The 16,897-nt window shown below is 68.3% G+C and carries 18 protein-coding genes and 2 tRNA genes; 10 read left to right on the top strand and 10 right to left on the bottom strand.

The genetic code is table 11. The features are described from left to right. Nucleotides 1–81 precede the first annotated feature (81 nt). Genes BJEO58_RS11710 through sdhC form a run of 4 tightly spaced genes read right to left on the bottom strand, consistent with a single transcriptional unit; the run spans nucleotide 82 to nucleotide 3,500 of the window. Complete coding sequence (locus tag BJEO58_RS11710; protein ID WP_101589655.1) at nucleotides 82–879, bottom strand: succinate dehydrogenase iron-sulfur subunit; 798 nt, start codon at nucleotides 877–879, stop codon at nucleotides 82–84. Next, nucleotides 879–2,639 (bottom strand): succinate dehydrogenase flavoprotein subunit, encoded by a 1,761-nt coding sequence (sdhA, locus tag BJEO58_RS11705; RefSeq protein ID WP_101589654.1) that lies wholly within the window; start codon nucleotides 2,637–2,639, stop codon nucleotides 879–881. Before sdhA ends, BJEO58_RS11710 begins: the two co-directional genes overlap by 1 nt. A 25-nt stretch (nucleotides 2,640–2,664) precedes the next feature. Continuing rightward, the gene (locus BJEO58_RS11700) at nucleotides 2,665–3,117 is read right to left on the bottom strand and encodes a succinate dehydrogenase hydrophobic membrane anchor subunit (RefSeq protein WP_101589653.1); all 453 of its coding nucleotides are present in this window, start codon (nucleotides 3,115–3,117) and stop codon (nucleotides 2,665–2,667) included. After that, on the bottom strand, nucleotides 3,117–3,500 hold the full coding sequence (sdhC, locus tag BJEO58_RS11695) for a succinate dehydrogenase, cytochrome b556 subunit (RefSeq protein ID WP_087007744.1): 384 nt from the start codon (nucleotides 3,498–3,500) through the stop codon (nucleotides 3,117–3,119). The genes BJEO58_RS11700 and sdhC overlap by 1 nt, the downstream gene beginning before the upstream one ends. A gap of 267 nt (nucleotides 3,501–3,767) precedes the next feature. Here sdhC and BJEO58_RS11690 point away from each other — a divergent pair, with 267 nt between their 5' ends. The 5 genes from BJEO58_RS11690 to BJEO58_RS11670 all read left to right on the top strand — a co-directional run bounded on the left by BJEO58_RS11690 (nucleotide 3,768) and on the right by BJEO58_RS11670 (nucleotide 9,233). Then, complete coding sequence (locus BJEO58_RS11690) at nucleotides 3,768–4,880, top strand: mannose-1-phosphate guanylyltransferase (RefSeq protein ID WP_180951937.1); 1,113 nt, start codon at nucleotides 3,768–3,770, stop codon at nucleotides 4,878–4,880. A gap of 99 nt (nucleotides 4,881–4,979) precedes the next feature. Then, nucleotides 4,980–6,245: an amidohydrolase gene (locus BJEO58_RS11685; RefSeq protein ID WP_101589651.1), complete on the top strand. Its 1,266-nt coding sequence runs from the start codon at nucleotides 4,980–4,982 to the stop codon at nucleotides 6,243–6,245. Nucleotides 6,246–6,267: 22 nt separating this feature from the next. Further along, nucleotides 6,268–7,545 (top strand): BMP family ABC transporter substrate-binding protein, encoded by a 1,278-nt coding sequence (locus BJEO58_RS11680; RefSeq protein WP_180951936.1) that lies wholly within the window; start codon nucleotides 6,268–6,270, stop codon nucleotides 7,543–7,545. 57 nt (nucleotides 7,546–7,602) lie between these two features. After that, the gene (locus BJEO58_RS11675; RefSeq protein WP_101589649.1) at nucleotides 7,603–8,763 is read left to right on the top strand and encodes an adenosine deaminase; all 1,161 of its coding nucleotides are present in this window, start codon (nucleotides 7,603–7,605) and stop codon (nucleotides 8,761–8,763) included. Beyond that, nucleotides 8,760–9,233 carry a hypothetical protein gene (locus tag BJEO58_RS11670; RefSeq protein WP_101589648.1) on the top strand — a complete coding sequence of 158 codons (474 nt, stop codon included), beginning with the start codon at nucleotides 8,760–8,762 and terminating at the stop codon, nucleotides 9,231–9,233. The genes BJEO58_RS11675 and BJEO58_RS11670 overlap by 4 nt, the downstream gene beginning before the upstream one ends. Nucleotides 9,234–9,294: 61 nt before the next feature. Here the strand turns inward: BJEO58_RS11670 and BJEO58_RS11665 are convergent, their stop codons facing one another. Both BJEO58_RS11665 and BJEO58_RS15395 read right to left on the bottom strand, forming a co-directional pair. Further along, complete coding sequence (locus BJEO58_RS11665) at nucleotides 9,295–10,059, bottom strand: hypothetical protein (protein WP_101589647.1); 765 nt, start codon at nucleotides 10,057–10,059, stop codon at nucleotides 9,295–9,297. A 41-nt stretch (nucleotides 10,060–10,100) separates the two neighbouring features. Beyond that, a complete protein-coding gene (locus BJEO58_RS15395) occupies nucleotides 10,101–10,793 on the bottom strand; it encodes a MarR family winged helix-turn-helix transcriptional regulator (protein ID WP_373270416.1) in 693 nt (230 codons plus the stop codon). 242 nt (nucleotides 10,794–11,035) lie between these two features. On the opposite strand from BJEO58_RS15395, the gene sucC reads away from it, so the two are divergent. Continuing rightward, entirely contained in the window at nucleotides 11,036–12,205 is a 1,170-nt protein-coding gene (gene sucC / locus BJEO58_RS11655; RefSeq protein ID WP_101589645.1) for an ADP-forming succinate--CoA ligase subunit beta, read from the top strand. Nucleotides 12,206–12,230: 25 nt separating this feature from the next. Then, nucleotides 12,231–13,130, top strand: a complete 900-nt coding sequence (sucD, locus tag BJEO58_RS11650; protein WP_101589644.1) for a succinate--CoA ligase subunit alpha — start codon at nucleotides 12,231–12,233, stop codon at nucleotides 13,128–13,130. A 106-nt stretch (nucleotides 13,131–13,236) separates the two neighbouring features. Here the strand turns inward: sucD and BJEO58_RS11645 are convergent, their stop codons facing one another. After that, on the bottom strand, nucleotides 13,237–13,632 hold the full coding sequence (locus tag BJEO58_RS11645; protein WP_101589643.1) for a universal stress protein: 396 nt from the start codon (nucleotides 13,630–13,632) through the stop codon (nucleotides 13,237–13,239). A gap of 68 nt (nucleotides 13,633–13,700) precedes the next feature. On the opposite strand from BJEO58_RS11645, the gene BJEO58_RS11640 reads away from it, so the two are divergent. After that, nucleotides 13,701–15,179, top strand: coding sequence for a class I SAM-dependent methyltransferase (locus tag BJEO58_RS11640; protein WP_101589642.1), 1,479 nt, complete (start codon nucleotides 13,701–13,703; stop codon nucleotides 15,177–15,179). On the opposite strand, the gene BJEO58_RS11635 is transcribed toward BJEO58_RS11640, so the two are convergent. Further along, a tRNA-Leu gene (locus tag BJEO58_RS11635) sits at nucleotides 15,146–15,227 on the bottom strand. The genes BJEO58_RS11640 and BJEO58_RS11635 overlap by 34 nt on opposite strands. 30 nt (nucleotides 15,228–15,257) lie before the next feature. After that, complete coding sequence (bcp, locus tag BJEO58_RS11630) at nucleotides 15,258–15,731, bottom strand: thioredoxin-dependent thiol peroxidase (protein ID WP_101589641.1); 474 nt, start codon at nucleotides 15,729–15,731, stop codon at nucleotides 15,258–15,260. A gap of 133 nt (nucleotides 15,732–15,864) precedes the next feature. On the opposite strand from bcp, the gene BJEO58_RS11625 reads away from it, so the two are divergent. Further along, complete coding sequence (locus BJEO58_RS11625) at nucleotides 15,865–16,152, top strand: DUF3618 domain-containing protein (protein ID WP_101589640.1); 288 nt, start codon at nucleotides 15,865–15,867, stop codon at nucleotides 16,150–16,152. Nucleotides 16,153–16,216: 64 nt separating this feature from the next. Then, on the top strand, nucleotides 16,217–16,510 hold the full coding sequence (locus BJEO58_RS11620) for a GroES family chaperonin (RefSeq protein ID WP_101589666.1): 294 nt from the start codon (nucleotides 16,217–16,219) through the stop codon (nucleotides 16,508–16,510). Between the two features lie 83 nt (nucleotides 16,511–16,593). Here the strand turns inward: BJEO58_RS11620 and BJEO58_RS11615 are convergent. Further along, nucleotides 16,594–16,666 (bottom strand) — tRNA-Lys (locus tag BJEO58_RS11615). Between the last annotated feature and the right edge of the window lie 231 nt (nucleotides 16,667–16,897).

Raw genomic sequence — 16,897 nt, 5'->3', positions numbered from 1 at the left:
GGCGGGGGAGGTTCCACGGATCCGTGGAACCTCCCCCGCCGCGCTGCGCTCGCAGGCCGCGCCTGCGAGCCTGCTGTCGGCTCAGGCGAGACTGCGTGTGAGCAGAGCCTGCTTCACCTCTGCGATCGCCTGTGTCACCTGGATGCCGCGGGGGCACGCGTCGGTGCAGTTGAACGTCGTGCGGCAGCGCCACACGCCTTCGCGGTCGTTGAGGACCTCGAGGCGCATGTCTCCGCCGTCGTCGCGGCTGTCGAAGATGAAGCGGTGGGCATTCACGATCGACGCGGGACCGAAGTACTGTCCGTCGGTCCAGTAGACCGGGCAGGACGTCGTGCACGATGCGCACAGGATGCACTTGGTCGTGTCGTCGAAGATCGCCCGGTCGTGCTGCGACTGGAGGCGCTCACGCGTGGGCTCGTTGCCGGACGTGATGAGGAACGGCATGATCTCGCGGTACGACTGGAAGAACGGCTCCATGTCGACGATGAGGTCCTTCTCGAGCGGAAGGCCCTTGATCGCCTCGACGGTGATGACCTTGTTCGTGTCGAGGTCCTTGAGCAGCGTCTTGCAGGCCAGGCGGTTGCGACCGTTGATGCGCATCGCATCGGAGCCGCACACGCCGTGCGCGCACGAACGGCGGAAGCTCAGGGACCCGTCGATGTCCCACTTGATCTTGTGGAGTCCGTCCAGCACGCGGTCCGTGCCGTACATCGTGACGGTGTACTCCTCCCAGTGCGCCTCCTGATCCGCCTCAGGATCGAAGCGCGCGATGCGGAAGGTGCAGTCGAACGAAGGGATCTCGCCGCCTCCGCCGCCGCCCAGGTGCGACGGGAGGTCGACCTTGGACGCCGGCTCTGCGGTCTGCGTGGTGTCTGCCATCAGTACTTACGCTCCATCGGCTGGTAACGGGTGATGACCACTGGCTTCCATTCGAGGCGCATGCCGGGGATACCCTCCGCCTCGGACTCGGAATCCCTGTAGGTCATCGTGTGCTGCATGAAGTTCGCATCGTCGCGGTCCGGGAAGTCCTCGCGGAAGTGACCGCCGCGGGACTCCTTGCGGTGGATCGCGGCGACGGTGACGACTTCCGCGATCTCGAGCAGGAAGCCCAGCTCGACCGCTTCGAGGAGGTCGAGGTTGAAGCGCTTTCCGCGGTCCTGGATGCCGATGTTCTTGTAGCGGTCGCGCAGGGTCGCGATGACGTCCAGTGCTTCGCGCAGCGTCTCGTCCGTGCGGAACACCTGGACGTTCGAGTCCATCGTCTCCTGCAGGTCGCGACGGATGTCTGCGATGCGCTCCGGCCCGTCGGAGCTGCGCAGCGTCTCGACCATGTCGACGACGTAGGCCTCGGGGTTCTCCTCGAGCTCCGGCATCTGCGCGGTCGCCGCGTACTCTGCGGCGGCGATGCCGGCGCGCTTGCCGAACACGTTGATGTCCAGCAGCGAGTTGGTACCGAGTCGGTTGGACCCGTGCACGGACACGCATGCCGTCTCGCCCGCCGCGTACAGGCCGGGGATGACGTCCGTGTTGTTCGAGAGCACTTCGGATTCGACGTTCGTCGGGATGCCGCCCATGCCGTAGTGCGCGGTGGGGAACACCGGCACCGGCTCCGTGTAGGGCTCGACGCCCAGGTACGTGCGGGCGAACTCCGTGATGTCCGGCAGCTTCTCGTCGATGTGCGCCGGCTCGAGGTGCGTGAGGTCCAGGAGGACGTAGTCCTTGTTGGGGCCGCAGCCCCGGCCCTCGCGCACCTCGTTCGCCATCGATCGGGCGACGATGTCACGAGGGGCGAGGTCCTTGATCGTGGGCGCGTAGCGCTCCATGAAGCGCTCGCCGTCCACATTGCGGAGCACGCCTCCCTCACCGCGGGCGGCCTCCGACAGGAGGATGCCCAGGCCAGCGAGGCCCGTCGGGTGGAACTGGAAGAACTCCATGTCCTCGAGCGGCAGTCCGCGGCGGTAGGTCACGGCCACGCCGTCGCCCGTGAGGGTGTGGGCGTTCGAGGTCGTCTTGAAGATCTTGCCGAACCCGCCGGTGGCGAAGACCACGGACTTCGCGCGGAAGACGTGGATCTCGCCGGTCGCGAGCTCGTAGGAGACGACGCCCGCGGCCGTCTTCACACCGTCGACTTCGGTCATGAGGACGTCGAGGACGTAGAACTCGTTGTAGAACTCGACCCCGTGCTTGACGCAGTTCTGGTAGAGCGTCTGGAGGATCATGTGACCCGTGCGGTCAGCGGCGTAGCAGGCGCGGCGGACCGGGGCCTTGCCGTGGTCACGGGTATGGCCGCCGAAGCGGCGCTGGTCGATCTTCCCCTCCGGCGTGCGGTTGAAGGGGAGACCCATCTTCTCGAGGTCGAGGACCGCGTCGATGGCTTCTTTGGCCATGACCTCCGCAGCGTCCTGGTCGACGAGGTAGTCGCCGCCCTTGACGGTGTCGAAGGTGTGCCATTCCCAGTTGTCGTCCTCGACGTTCGCGAGTGCCGCGCACATGCCGCCCTGCGCTGCGCCGGTGTGGGACCGGGTCGGGTAGATCTTCGTCAGCACCGCGGTGCGTGCGCGCTGCCCCGATTCGATGGCCGCGCGCATCCCGGCGCCGCCCGCGCCGACGATGACGACGTCGTACTCATGTACCTGCATAGGTGTCAGAACTCCTTTGGAGGCCTCAGGGGGCTTCGCAGAACGAGGGGAGGAGGCTCGGGTCGGCCCCGGTCGGGCACGGCTCGAACGTGAAGATGACCAGCGTGCCGAGCACGATGACGACGGCGGATGCGACATACAGGACGAACTGCAGCGTCAAGCGGGTCGCGGGGCGCTCCGCGTAGTCGAGGATGATCGTCCGGACGCCGTTCGTGCCGTGCAGCATCGCGAGCCACAGCATGGTGAGGTCCCAGATCTGCCAGAACGGGTGCGCCCACTTGCCGGCGACGAAGCCGAAGTCGAGCTGGTGCACGCCATCGCCCAGCCAGAGGTTGACGATGAGGTGGCCGAAGATGAGGACGACGAGGATGATCCCGGACAGGCGCATGAAGAGCCAGGCGCCCAGCTCGAAGCCGGAGCCCTTCGCCTTGGACCGCTGGTATCCGGCGCGCGGTGCGGGGATGGTGGGGGCACTCATCAGAGGATTCCTCCCAGCGAGTTCGGGATGTGACGCCACAGGAAGCCGACCATGACGACGAGCCAGAGGCCCATGGCGACCCAGAAGAGCGTCTTGTGGTGCTTGGTGCCGCCCTTGAAGAAGTCGACGGCGACGACGCGGAGGCCGTTGAATGCGTGGAAGGCGATCGCCCCGACGAGGACGACCTCACCGAACGCCATGAGGGGGGACTTGTACGTGTCGATGACTGCGTTGTAGGCCCCGGGGGACACGCGAACGAGTGCTGTATCGAGCACATGCACCAGCAGGAAGAAGAAGATGCCGACGCCGGTCACACGGTGCAGGACCCATGACCACATGCCTTCTCTTCCGCGATACAGAGTGCCTGTTGAGGCCTTGGCCACGGGGCATCCTCCATAGTGGATTGCGGACAGTTGTGTACCTCTGAAAAGTACGCCGCGACGACGGGCTGCGCCAATCGTCGACCCCACGAGCTTCTCACAGTCTCCATTTTTCCTGTGAATGGGTAGGATGCCCGTCCCGCACCTCGAGAAGATCTGTTCCACCGGACTATTAGCGAACACTCCCATGTCGCAATACGTTCTCGCTCGTCTCCGGCGCCCCGGTGTGTTGGGGTGCGCCCGATCGGGCGGTGGAGAACAATGGGCGGGATGATCGAGAACTTCCACGCAGTGATCCCCGCGGGAGGATCCGGCACGCGGCTCTGGCCGGTGTCGCGCACTGCTCGCCCCAAGTTCCTCCACGACATCCTGGGCACCGGCAGCACGCTGCTCCAGTCGACGTGGGCGAGGACGGCGGAGCTGGCGGATCCTGACCGCACCTGGGTCGTCACGGGGCGAGGACACGTGGAGGCGGTGAGGCGGCAGCTGCCCGATCTGCTCCGCGACCGCGTCGTCGCGGAGCCGTCGCCCAAGGATTCCGCCGCCGCGATCGGACTCGCGGCGATGCTCATCCATCGTGAGGACCCCGACGCTGTGATCGGGTCGTTCTCCGCGGATCATTCGATCACGAACACGGGGGAGTTCCTGTCCGTCGTGGAGCAGGCGGCGGCAGCCGCGGCTGCGACGGGCGACATCGTGACGATCGGGATCACCCCCACGTACCCGGCGACGTCGTACGGATACATCGAGACCGGTGCGCTGCTGAGGATCGCCGATGCGCCCACGGCGCGGCGCGCCGCGGAGTTCGTCGAGAAGCCCGACGCCGCCACCGCCCGCACCTACGCCTATTCGGGCAGGTATCGATGGAACGCTGGCATGTTCATCATGCGTGCCTCGGTTCTCCTGGAGCTGCTCGAGGAGCAGGCCCCCGATCTCCATGCGGGGCTCACGCGGATCGTCGGCGCGTGGGACACGGAGGACCGCGATGCGGTCCAGTCCGAGGTCTGGCCGACACTGGAGAAGAAGGCGATCGACTACGTGGTCGCGGAACCCGCAGCGGCGGCCGGCCGCGTCATCGTCGTCCCCGGGGACTTCGGGTGGGACGACGTGGGGGACTTCGACTCCGTCGCGAAGCTCCGCCAGCCGGTCCCGGGCGAGGTCCGCGGGGTCTCTGCGATCGGAGAGGACGTGGAGGTGGTCGATGTCGAGTCGCGCGGCGTCGTGATCTCCGAGACCGAACGGCTCGTGGCGCTGGTGGGCGTCGAGGACCTCGTCGTCGTCGATACCGACGACGCGCTGCTCGTGACGTCGCGCGCATACGCGCAGCAGGTGAAGCAGGTGGTCGACCGCGTGAAGGAGGCGGGCCGCGACGATCTCCTCTGACGGGGCCCGGCAGGGCGCGACGGCGGCAGAAGTAGACTCGTGGCCCAGTCGCAGGAATCGCGGCTGCTCCGCCGTGCATGCGCTGCGCAACGGACTGGAATGAGCGGGAAGAGGGCGTACGTGACGATCGAGAAGCCGGGTGCACACGGTGCGGGACGAATCCTCGCGGAGCTCGGTGAGGAGCTGATCGCGTTCCGGCGGGACGTCCACGCCCACCCGGAGCTGTCATTCGAGGAGCATCGCACGACCCGGGCGATCGCAGACCGTCTTCGTGCGGCCGGCCTCGCACCCGAGTTCGTCACGGCCACCGGTCTGATCTGCGATGTGGGCGAGGGGCCCGTCTCCGCTGTGCTGCGCGCGGACATCGACGCACTGCCCCTGGACGACCTCACCGGCCTCCCCTGGGCGTCGACCGTGCCCGAGGTCGCGCACGCCTGCGGCCACGATGTCCATCTCACAGCCCTGCTGGGTGCCGGGCTGGCGCTGGACCGTCTGCATCGGGAGACCTCCGGTGGGCTGGGGGGCACGATCCGCCTGGTCTTCCAGCCCGCCGAGGAGGTCACGCCCGGCGGCGCACTGACGATGATCGGACAGGGCGTCCTGGAGGGCGTGCGGCGCTCCTTCGCGCTGCACTGCGACCCGAACGTCGACGTGGGGAGCGTCGGGTCCCGCATCGGCCCGATCACCGCTGCGGGCGACACCGTGATCATCCGTCTGAGCGGGCACGGAGGACACACATCCCGCCCACACCTGACGGAGGACCTCGTCTACGCGCTGAGCAGGCTCGCCACCGATCTGCCCGCCACCCTGTCGCGCCTCATCGATCCCCGGCACGCGATCTCACTGGTCTGGGGTCATATCGAATCCGGGCACGCCCCGAATGCGATTCCCAGCACGGGCCTGCTGACCGGGACCCTCCGCTGCCTGGACGTGGACGGGTGGAACCAGGTCGCCGAGGTCCTGCCCGACCTGGTCGATCGGATCGCCGGCCCCTACGGGGTCCAGGTCGATCTGGACCACCGGCGCGGTGTTCCGCCCGTCGTGAATACGGAGCCCGAGGTGTCGCTCGCGGAGACCGCCGTGCGCGAGGTCCTCGGCCCGGATTCCGTCCAGCTCACTCCGCAGTCGATGGGCGGGGAGGACTTCGCGTGGTATCTGGCGCACACCCCCGGCGCGCTCATCCGCCTGGGCACGCGCACGCCGGGTGGCCGGACCTACGACCTCCACCAGGGTGATCTGGTGGTCGATGAGCGTGCGATCGCCACCGGCGCCCGTATCCTGTGCTCGATCGCTCTCCGTGCGATCGCAGACGACGCGGGCGCATTCGAGACGTTCGCGGATGCGTCGACCACGGGCCGGGTGTGAACCAGTGCGGCGGGGAGCGCGCGTGAGGCTGGGCGCGACCGGCGCTCTCCTGGTCCTCGGCATGGGTGCCTCGGGCTGTGGAGGCGCTGTCGACGAACCCACCGGCATCGCCCGCACGTCCGCGTGCGCGGTGTCAGCGCCCGCCGGCTTCGCCGATGCGGGCATGGGCGAAGCCGTCCTGGACGAGGTGCGGACAGCGGCGAACGAAGGCGTCGTGGACACGACCGGCTCGCAGCGCGTGAGCACCGCCGCGCAGACGCAGGCCGCGCTCGAACGCTTCGCCGCAGACGGCTGCACCCTCAGCGTGCTCGTGGGTCCGGGCGGTGCCGGAGCCCTCTCCCAGGTTGCGTCCGACAATCCCGACCGTGCGTTCCTCGCAGTGGGGTCCGGCACGGATGCCGGACTGCCCGACAACGCCCTCACCGTCGACTTCGACCTGCGCGAGTCGGCGTATCTGGCCGGGTATGCGGCCGCGAGCGCCACCCGCACGGGTGCCGTAGCCGTCTCCACCGCCAAGGGACAGTTCCAGGGCGCAGAGCTCCTCGCCGCGTTCGATGACGGCGTGGACGCCCGTGCGGACGAGGTCGAGGGTGACGTGACGGTGGTCGACGGCGGGGCCATCGACGTGCGCACCCTGGATGACACGACCTCCGCGGGGGTCGAGTGGGCCGAGTCCGCGACAGCGGCAGGTGCCGACGTGCTCGTCCCCTTCGGCTCGGCCTCGCCCCAGGGCGCGGCGGAGCACATCGGCGACCTCGCCCTGGCGGCGGAGGATGCGACGGCCGAGGGCGGCGCAACGGCCGAGGGAGCAGCCGGCGCGGGTGACGAGGGCGGCAACGACCCCGGCACCGGAGAGGACCCGGTGGGGACCTCGGCGGAGGATGAGGACCTGCCGATCCTCATCTGGTACGGATCCGACGGGTCGAAGACCCTTCCTCGTCCGGTGCGCAATCAGGTCGTCGCGTCGATCATCCCGGATGTGGGCCTGGGGATGCGCGCCGTGCTCACCGCCTGGCCCGGAGACGGGCAGGAGCTGGAGGGCCTCGTGCGCAGCGCGGAGCCCGGCGCAGCCTCCGATGACGGTCCGGCGGCGGACTCGGACGACGTCCGGGACGCGGTGCCGGAGCTCGTGGGCGGGCTCGAGGTGCGCGCCCGCCGTGCGGTCGGAGACCTCGACAACGCAGGCGTCGCCGTCGTTGCCAGCGACGGGGTGCTGGGCTCGATCACAGGGCTGGGACGCGCGCTCGCGGAGGAGAGGGAACGGCGGGACGAAGAACAGGACGACGCGGACGACGAGTGAGGTCGACGAATACGGTCGACGAGTGAAGCAGAAGCACGCCTCCGGTAGTCTGAGGGTGTGGATCCTGAACTCTTTCCGACTCCCGCGGGAGTCGACGCCGATGACCCCATCCTGAACCTGCCCAAGGTGTCGCTCCATGACCACCTGGACGGAGGTCTGCGCCCTGCGACGATCGTCGATCTGGCAGCGGATGCGGGCCATGAACTCCCGACGGCGGACCCGGTGGCGCTGCGTGCGTGGTTCTCCGAAGCTGCGAGTTCGGGCGACCTGCCCCGCTACCTCGAGACCTTCGACCAGACGCTCGCCGTCATGCAGACGGCCCCGGCGCTCACCCGGGTCGCCCGCGAATGGGTGCTCGACCAGGTGGCCGACGGCGTCGTCGTCGCCGAATCGCGGTGGGCTCCGGAGCAGCACCTGCGCGGCGGGCTGACGCTCGACGAAGCAGTCGAAGCCGTGCAGGCCGGAATCGACGAGGGCACCGCCGTCGCGGCGCAGGCGGGCAGGTCGATCCGCGCCGGTCAGATCGTGACCGCCATGCGCCAGGCCGATCGAGCATCGGAGATCGCCCAGCTGGCGCTGCGCCACCGCGATGCGGGGGTCGTGGGCTTCGACATCGCCGGGCCGGAAGCAGGCTTCCCTCCCGCCGCCCACCTCGAAGCGTTCGACACGCTGCACCGCGCCGGCTTCCCCGTGACGATCCACGCCGGCGAAGCCGACGGCGTCGCATCGATCCACGAAGCGATCCACGTGTGCCACGCACAGCGGATCGGCCATGGCGTGCGGATCACTGAGGACTTCGCGCAGTGGGCGGCGGCCGCGGCCGTCGACGGCGTGATGGGCGATGTGGACGGCGACGGAGTGGAGACCGCACCGGAGATGGGCCGCGTCGCAGCCTGGCTGCTCGATCAGCAGGTGCCGTTGGAGCTGTGCCCCTCGTCGAATCTGCAGACGGCCGCAGCGACCTCGCTAGCGGATCACCCGGTCACCCGACTCAAGGAGCTGGGCTTCGCGGTCACCGTCAACCCCGACAACCGCCTCATGTCCGCGACGAGCGTGAGCCGTGAGATGCGACTGCTCGTCGATCAGGCGGGATGGACGATCGACGATCTGGAGTGGGTCACCGTCACCGCGCTGGGATCCGCGTTCCTCCCGTACGGAGTCCGCGAAGCGATCATCGACGAGCAGCTGGTTCCGGGATTCGCCCGGGCGCACCTGTGACGGGCGCGGCCTCGTCCTCGCAGGCGGCGCAGGCGCCGGACGCGCTTCCGCGCAGGCCCGGACCCCTGTTCGTGGTGATGGGCGCCGTCCTGCTGGAGGCGCTGGTCCTGTTGGGCTCCGCCGGCGCTTTCCTCGTCATGTCGGGGACCGGCGGTGAACTGGGCACGTCCCTCATCGCACTGTGCGTGATGTTCGCGATCCTGGGCATCGGTCTGCTCGTCGTCGTGCGGTCCCTGTGGCTCATGCACCGATGGTCGCGTCCGGCGACCATCGCGTGGCAGCTTCTGCAGGCGCTCTTCGGGATCTCGACGTTCGGCGGGGGCCCACTGCTGGCGGCGGCGGCCATCGTGCCCGCGGTCATCTGCGTCGTCGCGCTGTTCACGCCGTCGGTCATCCGCGCGTTCGACCTCGCGATCGCCTACTACATCGCGCATCCATCAGAGCCGGCTCCACCGCCCAAGCGCTGGTGAGCACGGCCGGGCTGCCGACGAGCTCGGCGGGCGGCCGACGACTGCCGGCGAGTGCGGGCGGTCAGCCTTCGTCGCTCAGGTACGGCTGGCAGGCCTCGAGCAGGAAGTCGCCCGCTGACTCCCCGTCCGTGCCGGCCAGAGCTGAACCCGTGCGCTGGATGCCCCACCACACGGCGGGCGATGCGCCCCACTGGAGGCGCAGCTGCTCCCGCTGCTCCATGTCCTCCTCGCGGAGGACATCGGCGTGCACCTGGGAGGCGGCCTGGATCCGCTCGTTCGCATCGTCGGCCGAGCAGCGGGCCTCATCGTCCGGCCCCTGGGGGAGTAGATCGGACCGTGTCTCAGCATCCACGACGGTGAGGGAGAAGGCGGAGTCGCCCAACTGTTCGACCTCCACGGTCGCATCGAGCAGATAGAAGTCCGGCTGCCCCTCTGTGATGACGGATGCGTCGTCGACGGTGATGCTCACACTGTCCGGTGTGTCGGGGGTGAGCGTGGCCTCCCCGTCCTCCGGCACCTCCTGGTACGTATGGACCCAGGCATGCACGTACGCGTCCGTCCCGGATGAGACGGCCTGCGCGAGGCCCTGCCACACGTGGTCCTCCTCCTGCGGCCCGCCGGGGCTCACATCGATGACAGGAGTGACGTCGAGGTCGGAGGGTGTCGGCACCGATGTCACGTCCTCGGCAGACACAGAGGGCGTTTCGACGGGACGCTCGCCGTCGACGACCTGGCAGCCGGCGACCAGGACGGCGGCACCGATGCCGGCGACTGTGAGTGCCGAGCGGGATCGGGTGCGGCTGCTGAACGGCAGGGCATGTGACATGAGAAGGATCCTCGGGTCGGGGAAGAGGAGGACGATCCCTGTCAGTCTACGGGGAGCATCCCGGAATCCGGTGGACGTCGGAGGCGCTGGGGCGGTCCGCCCGCTGTCCGCTGGGCGGAGTCGTGGTCGGCGTCGGAGGGGCCCTGCGCCGCAGCGGGGGTCTGCGCTGCTGAGTCCGGCGTCGCTGCGTCGTCAGTCGGATGCGCGGAGTCAGAGCCGGAGTCTGAGCCGGGGACCACTGCCTCGACACTCACGACGAGGTGGCGCAGCGAGTCGGCGAGGGACGCGCACTCGTCGTCGTCCAGTGCCCTCAGCATCTGCGCTTCGAGGTCCAGGAAGTCCGAGAGCGCGTCATCGACCTTCTGCCGGCCAGCGGCCGTGAGCTTCACGAGGACGCCGCGACGGTCTGCGGGATCGCGCTGGCGCGACACCCAGCCGGCGCTCGCCAGCCGATCGATGCGGTTGGTCATCGTGCCGGACGTGACGAGGAGTTCGACCGTGAGGGCAGACGGAGACATCTGGTAGGGATCACCCGCGCGCCGCAGCGAGGAGAGGACGTCGAACGCCCAGGTCTCCAATCCGTGGGAGGCGAAGACCGACTTCCGTCGGCGGTCCAGCTGACGGGAGAGCCGCGTGACGCGTGAGAGGACCTCCATGGGCGCGACGTCGATGTCCGGACGCACATTGCGCCACGCGGCGACGATCCGGTCGACTTCGTCCATTTCCTCATACATGCAGCAAGGATACCTTGAGGTCAAGATTCTTTGTGCGAGAGTGATCGCCGTGGCGCGCTGCGGCCGCGACCCGGTGCTCCGCCGGCGCCCACGAGGCTGTAGCCCTTCCCACACTCACAGGACTCTCAAGAGGTCTAGACTGAGTTTCGGGTTAGACCCTCTGACGTCGAAACACAGATGGAACCCGGCGCGGTCGCATGCGTGCGGTGCCCGCCGGTGTCACAACACACGAAGGAATACACGTGGATCTTTTCGAGTATCAGGCGCGTGACCTCTTCGAAGAGCACGGAGTCCCCGTGCTCCAGGCGAAGGTCGCAGACACCCCGGAGGACGCGAAGAAGGGTGCAGAAGCACTGGGCGGCGGCACTGTCGTCGTCAAGTCGCAGGTGAAGATCGGCGGCCGCGGGAAGGCCGGCGGAGTCAAGCTCGCGCACAACCCGGATGAGGCCGCACAGCGTGCGGAGGAGATCCTGGGCCTCGACATCAAGGGACACGTCACCAAGCGGGTCATGATCGCCGAAGGCGCGGAGATCGCGGACGAGTACTACTTCTCCATCCTGCTCGATCGTGCGAACCGCACGTACCTCGCCATGTGCTCCAAGGAGGGCGGCGTGGACATCGAGCAGCTCGCTGAAGAGCGTCCGGACGACTTGGCGAGGGTGCCGGTGAACGCACTCACCGGCATCGATGAGGCGAAGGCGCGCGAAATCGCGGAGGCGGCCCGCTTCGATGCGGCGACGACGGACAAGCTCGTCCCCGTCTTCCAGAAGCTCTGGGACGTCTTCCAGGGCGAGGACGCCTCGCTGGTCGAGGTGAACCCGCTCGTCCAGACCGCCGCCGGCGACATCATCGCGCTCGACGGCAAGGTCTCGATCGACGAGAACGCGGAGTTCCGCCACGAGACCCACGCGGAGCTGCGCGACATCGATGCAGAGGACCCGCTGGAGCTCAAGGCGAAGCAACTCGATCTCAACTACGTGAAGCTCGACGGCGAGGTCGGCATCATCGGCAACGGTGCGGGCCTCGTCATGTCGACGCTCGATGTCGTCGCGTACGCCGGTGAGGACCACGGCGGCGTGAAGCCCGCCAACTTCCTGGACATCGGCGGCGGCGCCTCGGCAGAGGTCATGGCCAACGGCCTCGACGTGATCCTGGGCGACGATCAGGTCACGAGCGTCTTCGTGAATGTGTTCGGAGGCATCACCGCGTGCGACGCGGTGGCCGACGGCATCGTGAGGGCCCTCGAGATCCTGGGCGACTCCGCGACGAAGCCGCTGGTCGTCCGACTCGACGGCAACAATGTCGACGAGGGACGCCGCATCCTCGACGAGGCGAACAACCCGCTCGTCACCCAGATCGACACCATGGACGGCGGAGCCGACAAGGCAGCCGAGCTCGCGGCGAGCCGCTGAGCCCTCGAAAGGACTGACTAGAACAATGGCGATTTTCCTTACGAAGGATTCCAAGATCATCGTCCAGGGCATCACGGGCGGTGAGGGCACGAAGCACACCGCCCGCATGCTCGCGGCCGGATCCGATGTCGTCGGCGGCGTGAATGCGCGCAAGGCCGGCACGACTGTCACGCACAAGGACGCGAAAGGCGCGGACATCGAGCTGCCCGTGTTCGGCTCCGTCGCAGAGGCGATGGAGAAGACCGGTGCGGACGTGTCCGTCGCATTCGTGCCGCCGGCATTCTCCAAGGAGGCGGCGTTCGAGGCGATCGACGCCGGCATCGGCATGCTCGTGATCATCACCGAGGGCATCCCGGTCCAGGACTCCGCAGCACTGTGGGCGCACGCGGTCGAACTGGGCGGCAAGACCCGGATCATCGGCCCGAACTGCCCGGGCGTCATCACTCCCGGCGAAGCGCTCGCGGGCATCATCCCGGCGAACATCACGAAGGCCGGAAAGGTCGGCCTCGTGTCGAAGTCGGGCACGCTCACGTACCAGATGATGTTCGAGCTGCGGGACCTCGGCTTCTCCACCGCCATCGGCATCGGCGGCGACCCGGTCATCGGCACCACCCACATCGACGCGCTCGAAGCGTTCGAAGCGGACCCGGACACCGAGGCGATCGTCATGATCGGTGAGATCGGCGGCGACGCGGAGGAGCGCGCAGCCGACTTCATCAAGGCGAACGTCACGAAGCCCGTCGCGGGCTACGTCGCGGGCTTCACCGCCCCGGAAGGCAAGACGATGGGCCACGCGGGTGCGATCGTGTCCGGTTCCTCCGGCACCGCAGAGGCGAAGAAGGAGGCGCTCGAGGCCGCCGGCGTCAAGGTGGGCAAGACTCCCACGGAGACCGCCCAGCTGCTCCGCGAGCTGCTCGGAGCGTGACCGCGCTCAGAGGCTGCACCGCATGCGCGGTGCGACGCTGCACACGGCGAAGGCCGCGGAGCACCCATCGGGGTTCCGCGGCCTTCGCCGTGTGCAGGGGGCGACGTCAGTGCGCCTTGACTGCGACGACGGGGACAGATGAGCCGAGGATGATCCTCTGCCCGGTCGACCCCATGATGAGCTTGCCGACCGCGGAGCGCTTCCGGGACCCGATCACGATCATGGTGATCTCCGGATTCTCGTCCTCCAGATCGAGCAGCTCTTCGGCGGCGTCATGGCCGCGCAGGTGCTGGACGAGCTCGAAGTCGACGGCGGAGTTCTCCAGGGTGAAGCGCACCTGGTCCATCTGCTCCCGGGCCGCGACCCCAGCCTCTTCGCGCTGCTCCCCGACACCCGCGTTGACGACCAGCAGACCCGTCTTGCGGATCTGCGCCTCTTCGATGGCGAAGTCGACGGCTGCGCGGCCGGCGGGAGTAGGGGTGTAACCGACGAGGATGGTCATGCTGCTCTCCTAGGAGTACGTTCTTCGGTCGACCTGGCTTCACCCTATAAGCACGTAGACTCGAGGTCATGCCCCGGTCTCTGCTGTCGGAAGACGATCCTGCCGCCCAACGACGCCTGGCGGACGCCGACGAGGTGCTGGTCGGCTGGTCGTCCGACTGGCCACAGGGTCACGCGGACGCCCGCATCCTCGAGGAGTACCTGGCTGGTCGGGCAGCGGGCGACCTCGACATCTCCGGTCGTGCGGTGGCCGACGCGGTCGGCGGAGCCGCCGCAGGCGATGTCCCCGTCGACGAGACCACGCATGCTCCCCACGCGGCTGCGTCCACCGCAGTCCTGGACGATCCTGACGGGAGCCTTGCACTGGTCGTCGCGCTCACGGGCGCACGCCGGACCGCCGTTGCGACGGATTCCGCCTCCGCCGGGCACGCCTGCCGTGCGGCATTCGAGGCTCTGCCGGAGTCTGTGCGGTCCGCGGTCGGCTTCCACGACAGCGCTGCCGAGGCCGTCGCCGCACTCGTGGGAGAGTCCGCAGCACTGCGCGTCGTGGTCCATGCACCCAAGCACGTCGCCGTCCTGCGGGAGCACCTGCGCCTGGTGGAGGCCTTCGCGACCGAGGTCGTGGTCGTCGGCCGCGAGAAGCACATGAGTCCGTCGCTGAACCGACTCCTCGCCGAATCGTACGAGCGTCTCGATGTGTCCCCGGGCCGAGCGAAGTCACGACTCCTCATCGCCAGCGGTCCGAAGAGGCTCGCGCCCCTCCGGCGGGAGTCGACCGATGATCGCCTGACGCCGCTCACCCGTCCGCGGATCCCCGTCCAGAGCGCGGCGTCATCGCCGGCGGCAGGGGTGCCGGAGATACAGGTGAGTGCCTATCCCGGTGCCTTCGGCGGTGCGAGCGCAGATCCCGGGTCCCGGATCCTCCTCACTGCCTTCGCACGGCGTCTGCCCACACTGGTCCCCGGCGGTGGAGACGGACGCACCGGTGAGACCGGCAGTGTGCGGGTCCTGGACCTCGGGAGCGGGAACGGCTGGCTGCTCGCAGCCATCGGCTCTCTCCTGCCGCACGCGTCGCTCTTCGGTGTCGACGATTCGAGGGCGGCTGTCGAATCCACCGCGCTCACGGCCGCGTCTGTGCGGCCGGGGGAGGAGCCTGCGCTCGTCCGGCACGTGGACGCCACCCGCCCGCTGCCGTGGCGGACGGAGGAAGCCGTGGACCACGCGGGCGCCGGCGGCGACGGTGAGGGTCCGACAGAGTCCGTGGCCTTCGCAGAGGGGTCCTTCGACCTCGTCACGCTGAACCCGCCGTTCCACGACGGGACGAGCATGACGACCGACATCGCCCACGACCTCATCGATGCTGCGGCTGATCTGCTCAGACCCGGCGGACGCCTGGTCATCGTGTACAACTCGCATCTGCGGTACCGCTCGCACCTCCAGCACCGTTTCAGCGATGTGGAGCAGTGGGCGAGGGACCGTCGCTTCACGGTCGTGTCCGCGACGAGACCCGGGAGTGCGCGTGGGGAGACTCGAACTCCCACGTCCTGAGACACTGGAACCTAAATCCAGCGCGTCTACCGATTCCGCCACACGCGCGCTCCGGTGATTCTACAGCGGTGGCGACGGTCAGCCGTCGTCGATGCCCAGCTGCTTGCGGATGCGGGCCACATGACCCTTCGCGCGGACGTTGTACTGCGCGAGTTCGACCGTCCCCTCCGCGTCGATGACGATCGTCGAGCGGATGACGCCCTGGACGACCTTGCCGTAGTTCTTCTTCTCACCGAACGCGCCCCACGCGGTCATGACCGCCCTGTCCGCGTCGGACAGCAGGGGGAAGGTGAGTCCGTCGCGTTCGGCGAACTGTGCGAGCTTCTCCGGCTTGTCGGGGGACACACCCAGGACGGTGATCCCCTGGGCGGTGAGCGCGCCCAGAGAGTCGCGGAAGTCGCACGCCTGGGTGGTGCAGCCGGGCGTCATCGCCGCGGGGTAGAAGTACACGACGACGCGGGATCCGCGGAAATCGGACAGGCTCACGTCGTTCCCCTGCGCATCCGGCAGTGTGAAATCGGGTGCGGTGTCGCCGGGCTCGAAGCGCGTCATGGGAATGGTCTCCTCTGAAGAGTGGGTGTGTCGGTGTGCTCCCCACCCTACTGGGAGCGGCGGACGCGGTAGGCTCGGTTCTCGAAGGCGCACGACGCGCCGCGAACACCATCGCCTGTGAGGAAGTGAGCGCATGTCCAGCAACGTGTACACCTCTGAAGTGACCGTCGACAATGCCTCGCGCGACCAGCTCTCCGAATCGATCCGGCTGCGCGAACAGCGCCTTGCGGCCGGCATCGACGAGCTCGTCGGGCGACTGCACCCGAAGGCGCTCACGGCGAGCGCAGCGGATTCCGTGAAGTCCGTGGTCATCGACGAAGAGGGCCGCCCCAAGGTGGATCGTCTGGCGCTGGCCGGCGGAGTCCTGCTCGTCACGGTCGCGACGATCGGGATCTTCGCGTCCCGTGGCAAGCGTGGCTGATCCGACCGACGCCGCGTCAGACAGCAGCCCGGTGCCCGACACCGCACCGGACGTGCGGATACGGATGCTCCACGATCGCCTCCTGGTCCAGCCGGACAGGGACACGGGGGAGCGGAAGTCGTCTGCAGGCATCGTCATCCCGGCGACCGCCGCCGTCGGCAGGAGGCTCGCCTGGGGCGTCGTCGCAGCTGCGGGACCGCTCGTGCGGCAGGTCGAGATCGGGGATTCGATCCTGTTCGATCCGGAAGAGCTCGCAGAAGTGGAGATCGACGCCACCGCCTACCTGCTGCTGCGTGAACGCGACGTCCACGCGATCGCGGAGCCCGACGATGACCAGTCGACGGGCATGTACCTCTAGCGGCAGCCGCCGGATGTGACTCGCGCAGGCCCATGGCAAAGGCCCGTCACCAGGTCTGGAACCTGGTGACGGGCCTTCTTCTGTACACCCCCCGGGACTCGAACCCGGAACCCACTGATTAAGAGTCAGTTGCTCTACCAATTGAGCTAGAGGTGCGCAACGAGAGATAACTATACATATCCCGTGAGCCAGTTCCAACTCGGATCCCGGTCATCCGCGGAAGAGTGGCGGGCATCACCGGAGGGCGTGGTTTCGGATGCCCGCAGAGGTTCGCTCGAGACCGTGGTACTGTGTTCGTTTGTGAGCCGACTCTCAGCCGGTTCACAGTTCGGATGATGGCTGCGGCGCGGTGAAGAAGGCCGCGACAGCATGAGTCGGAGAGCTCCA

Source organism: Brevibacterium jeotgali, from assembly GCF_900169175.1.
Lineage (GTDB): Bacteria > Actinomycetota > Actinomycetes > Actinomycetales > Brevibacteriaceae > Brevibacterium > Brevibacterium jeotgali.
This window is presented reverse-complemented; position numbering and strand designations above follow the sequence as displayed.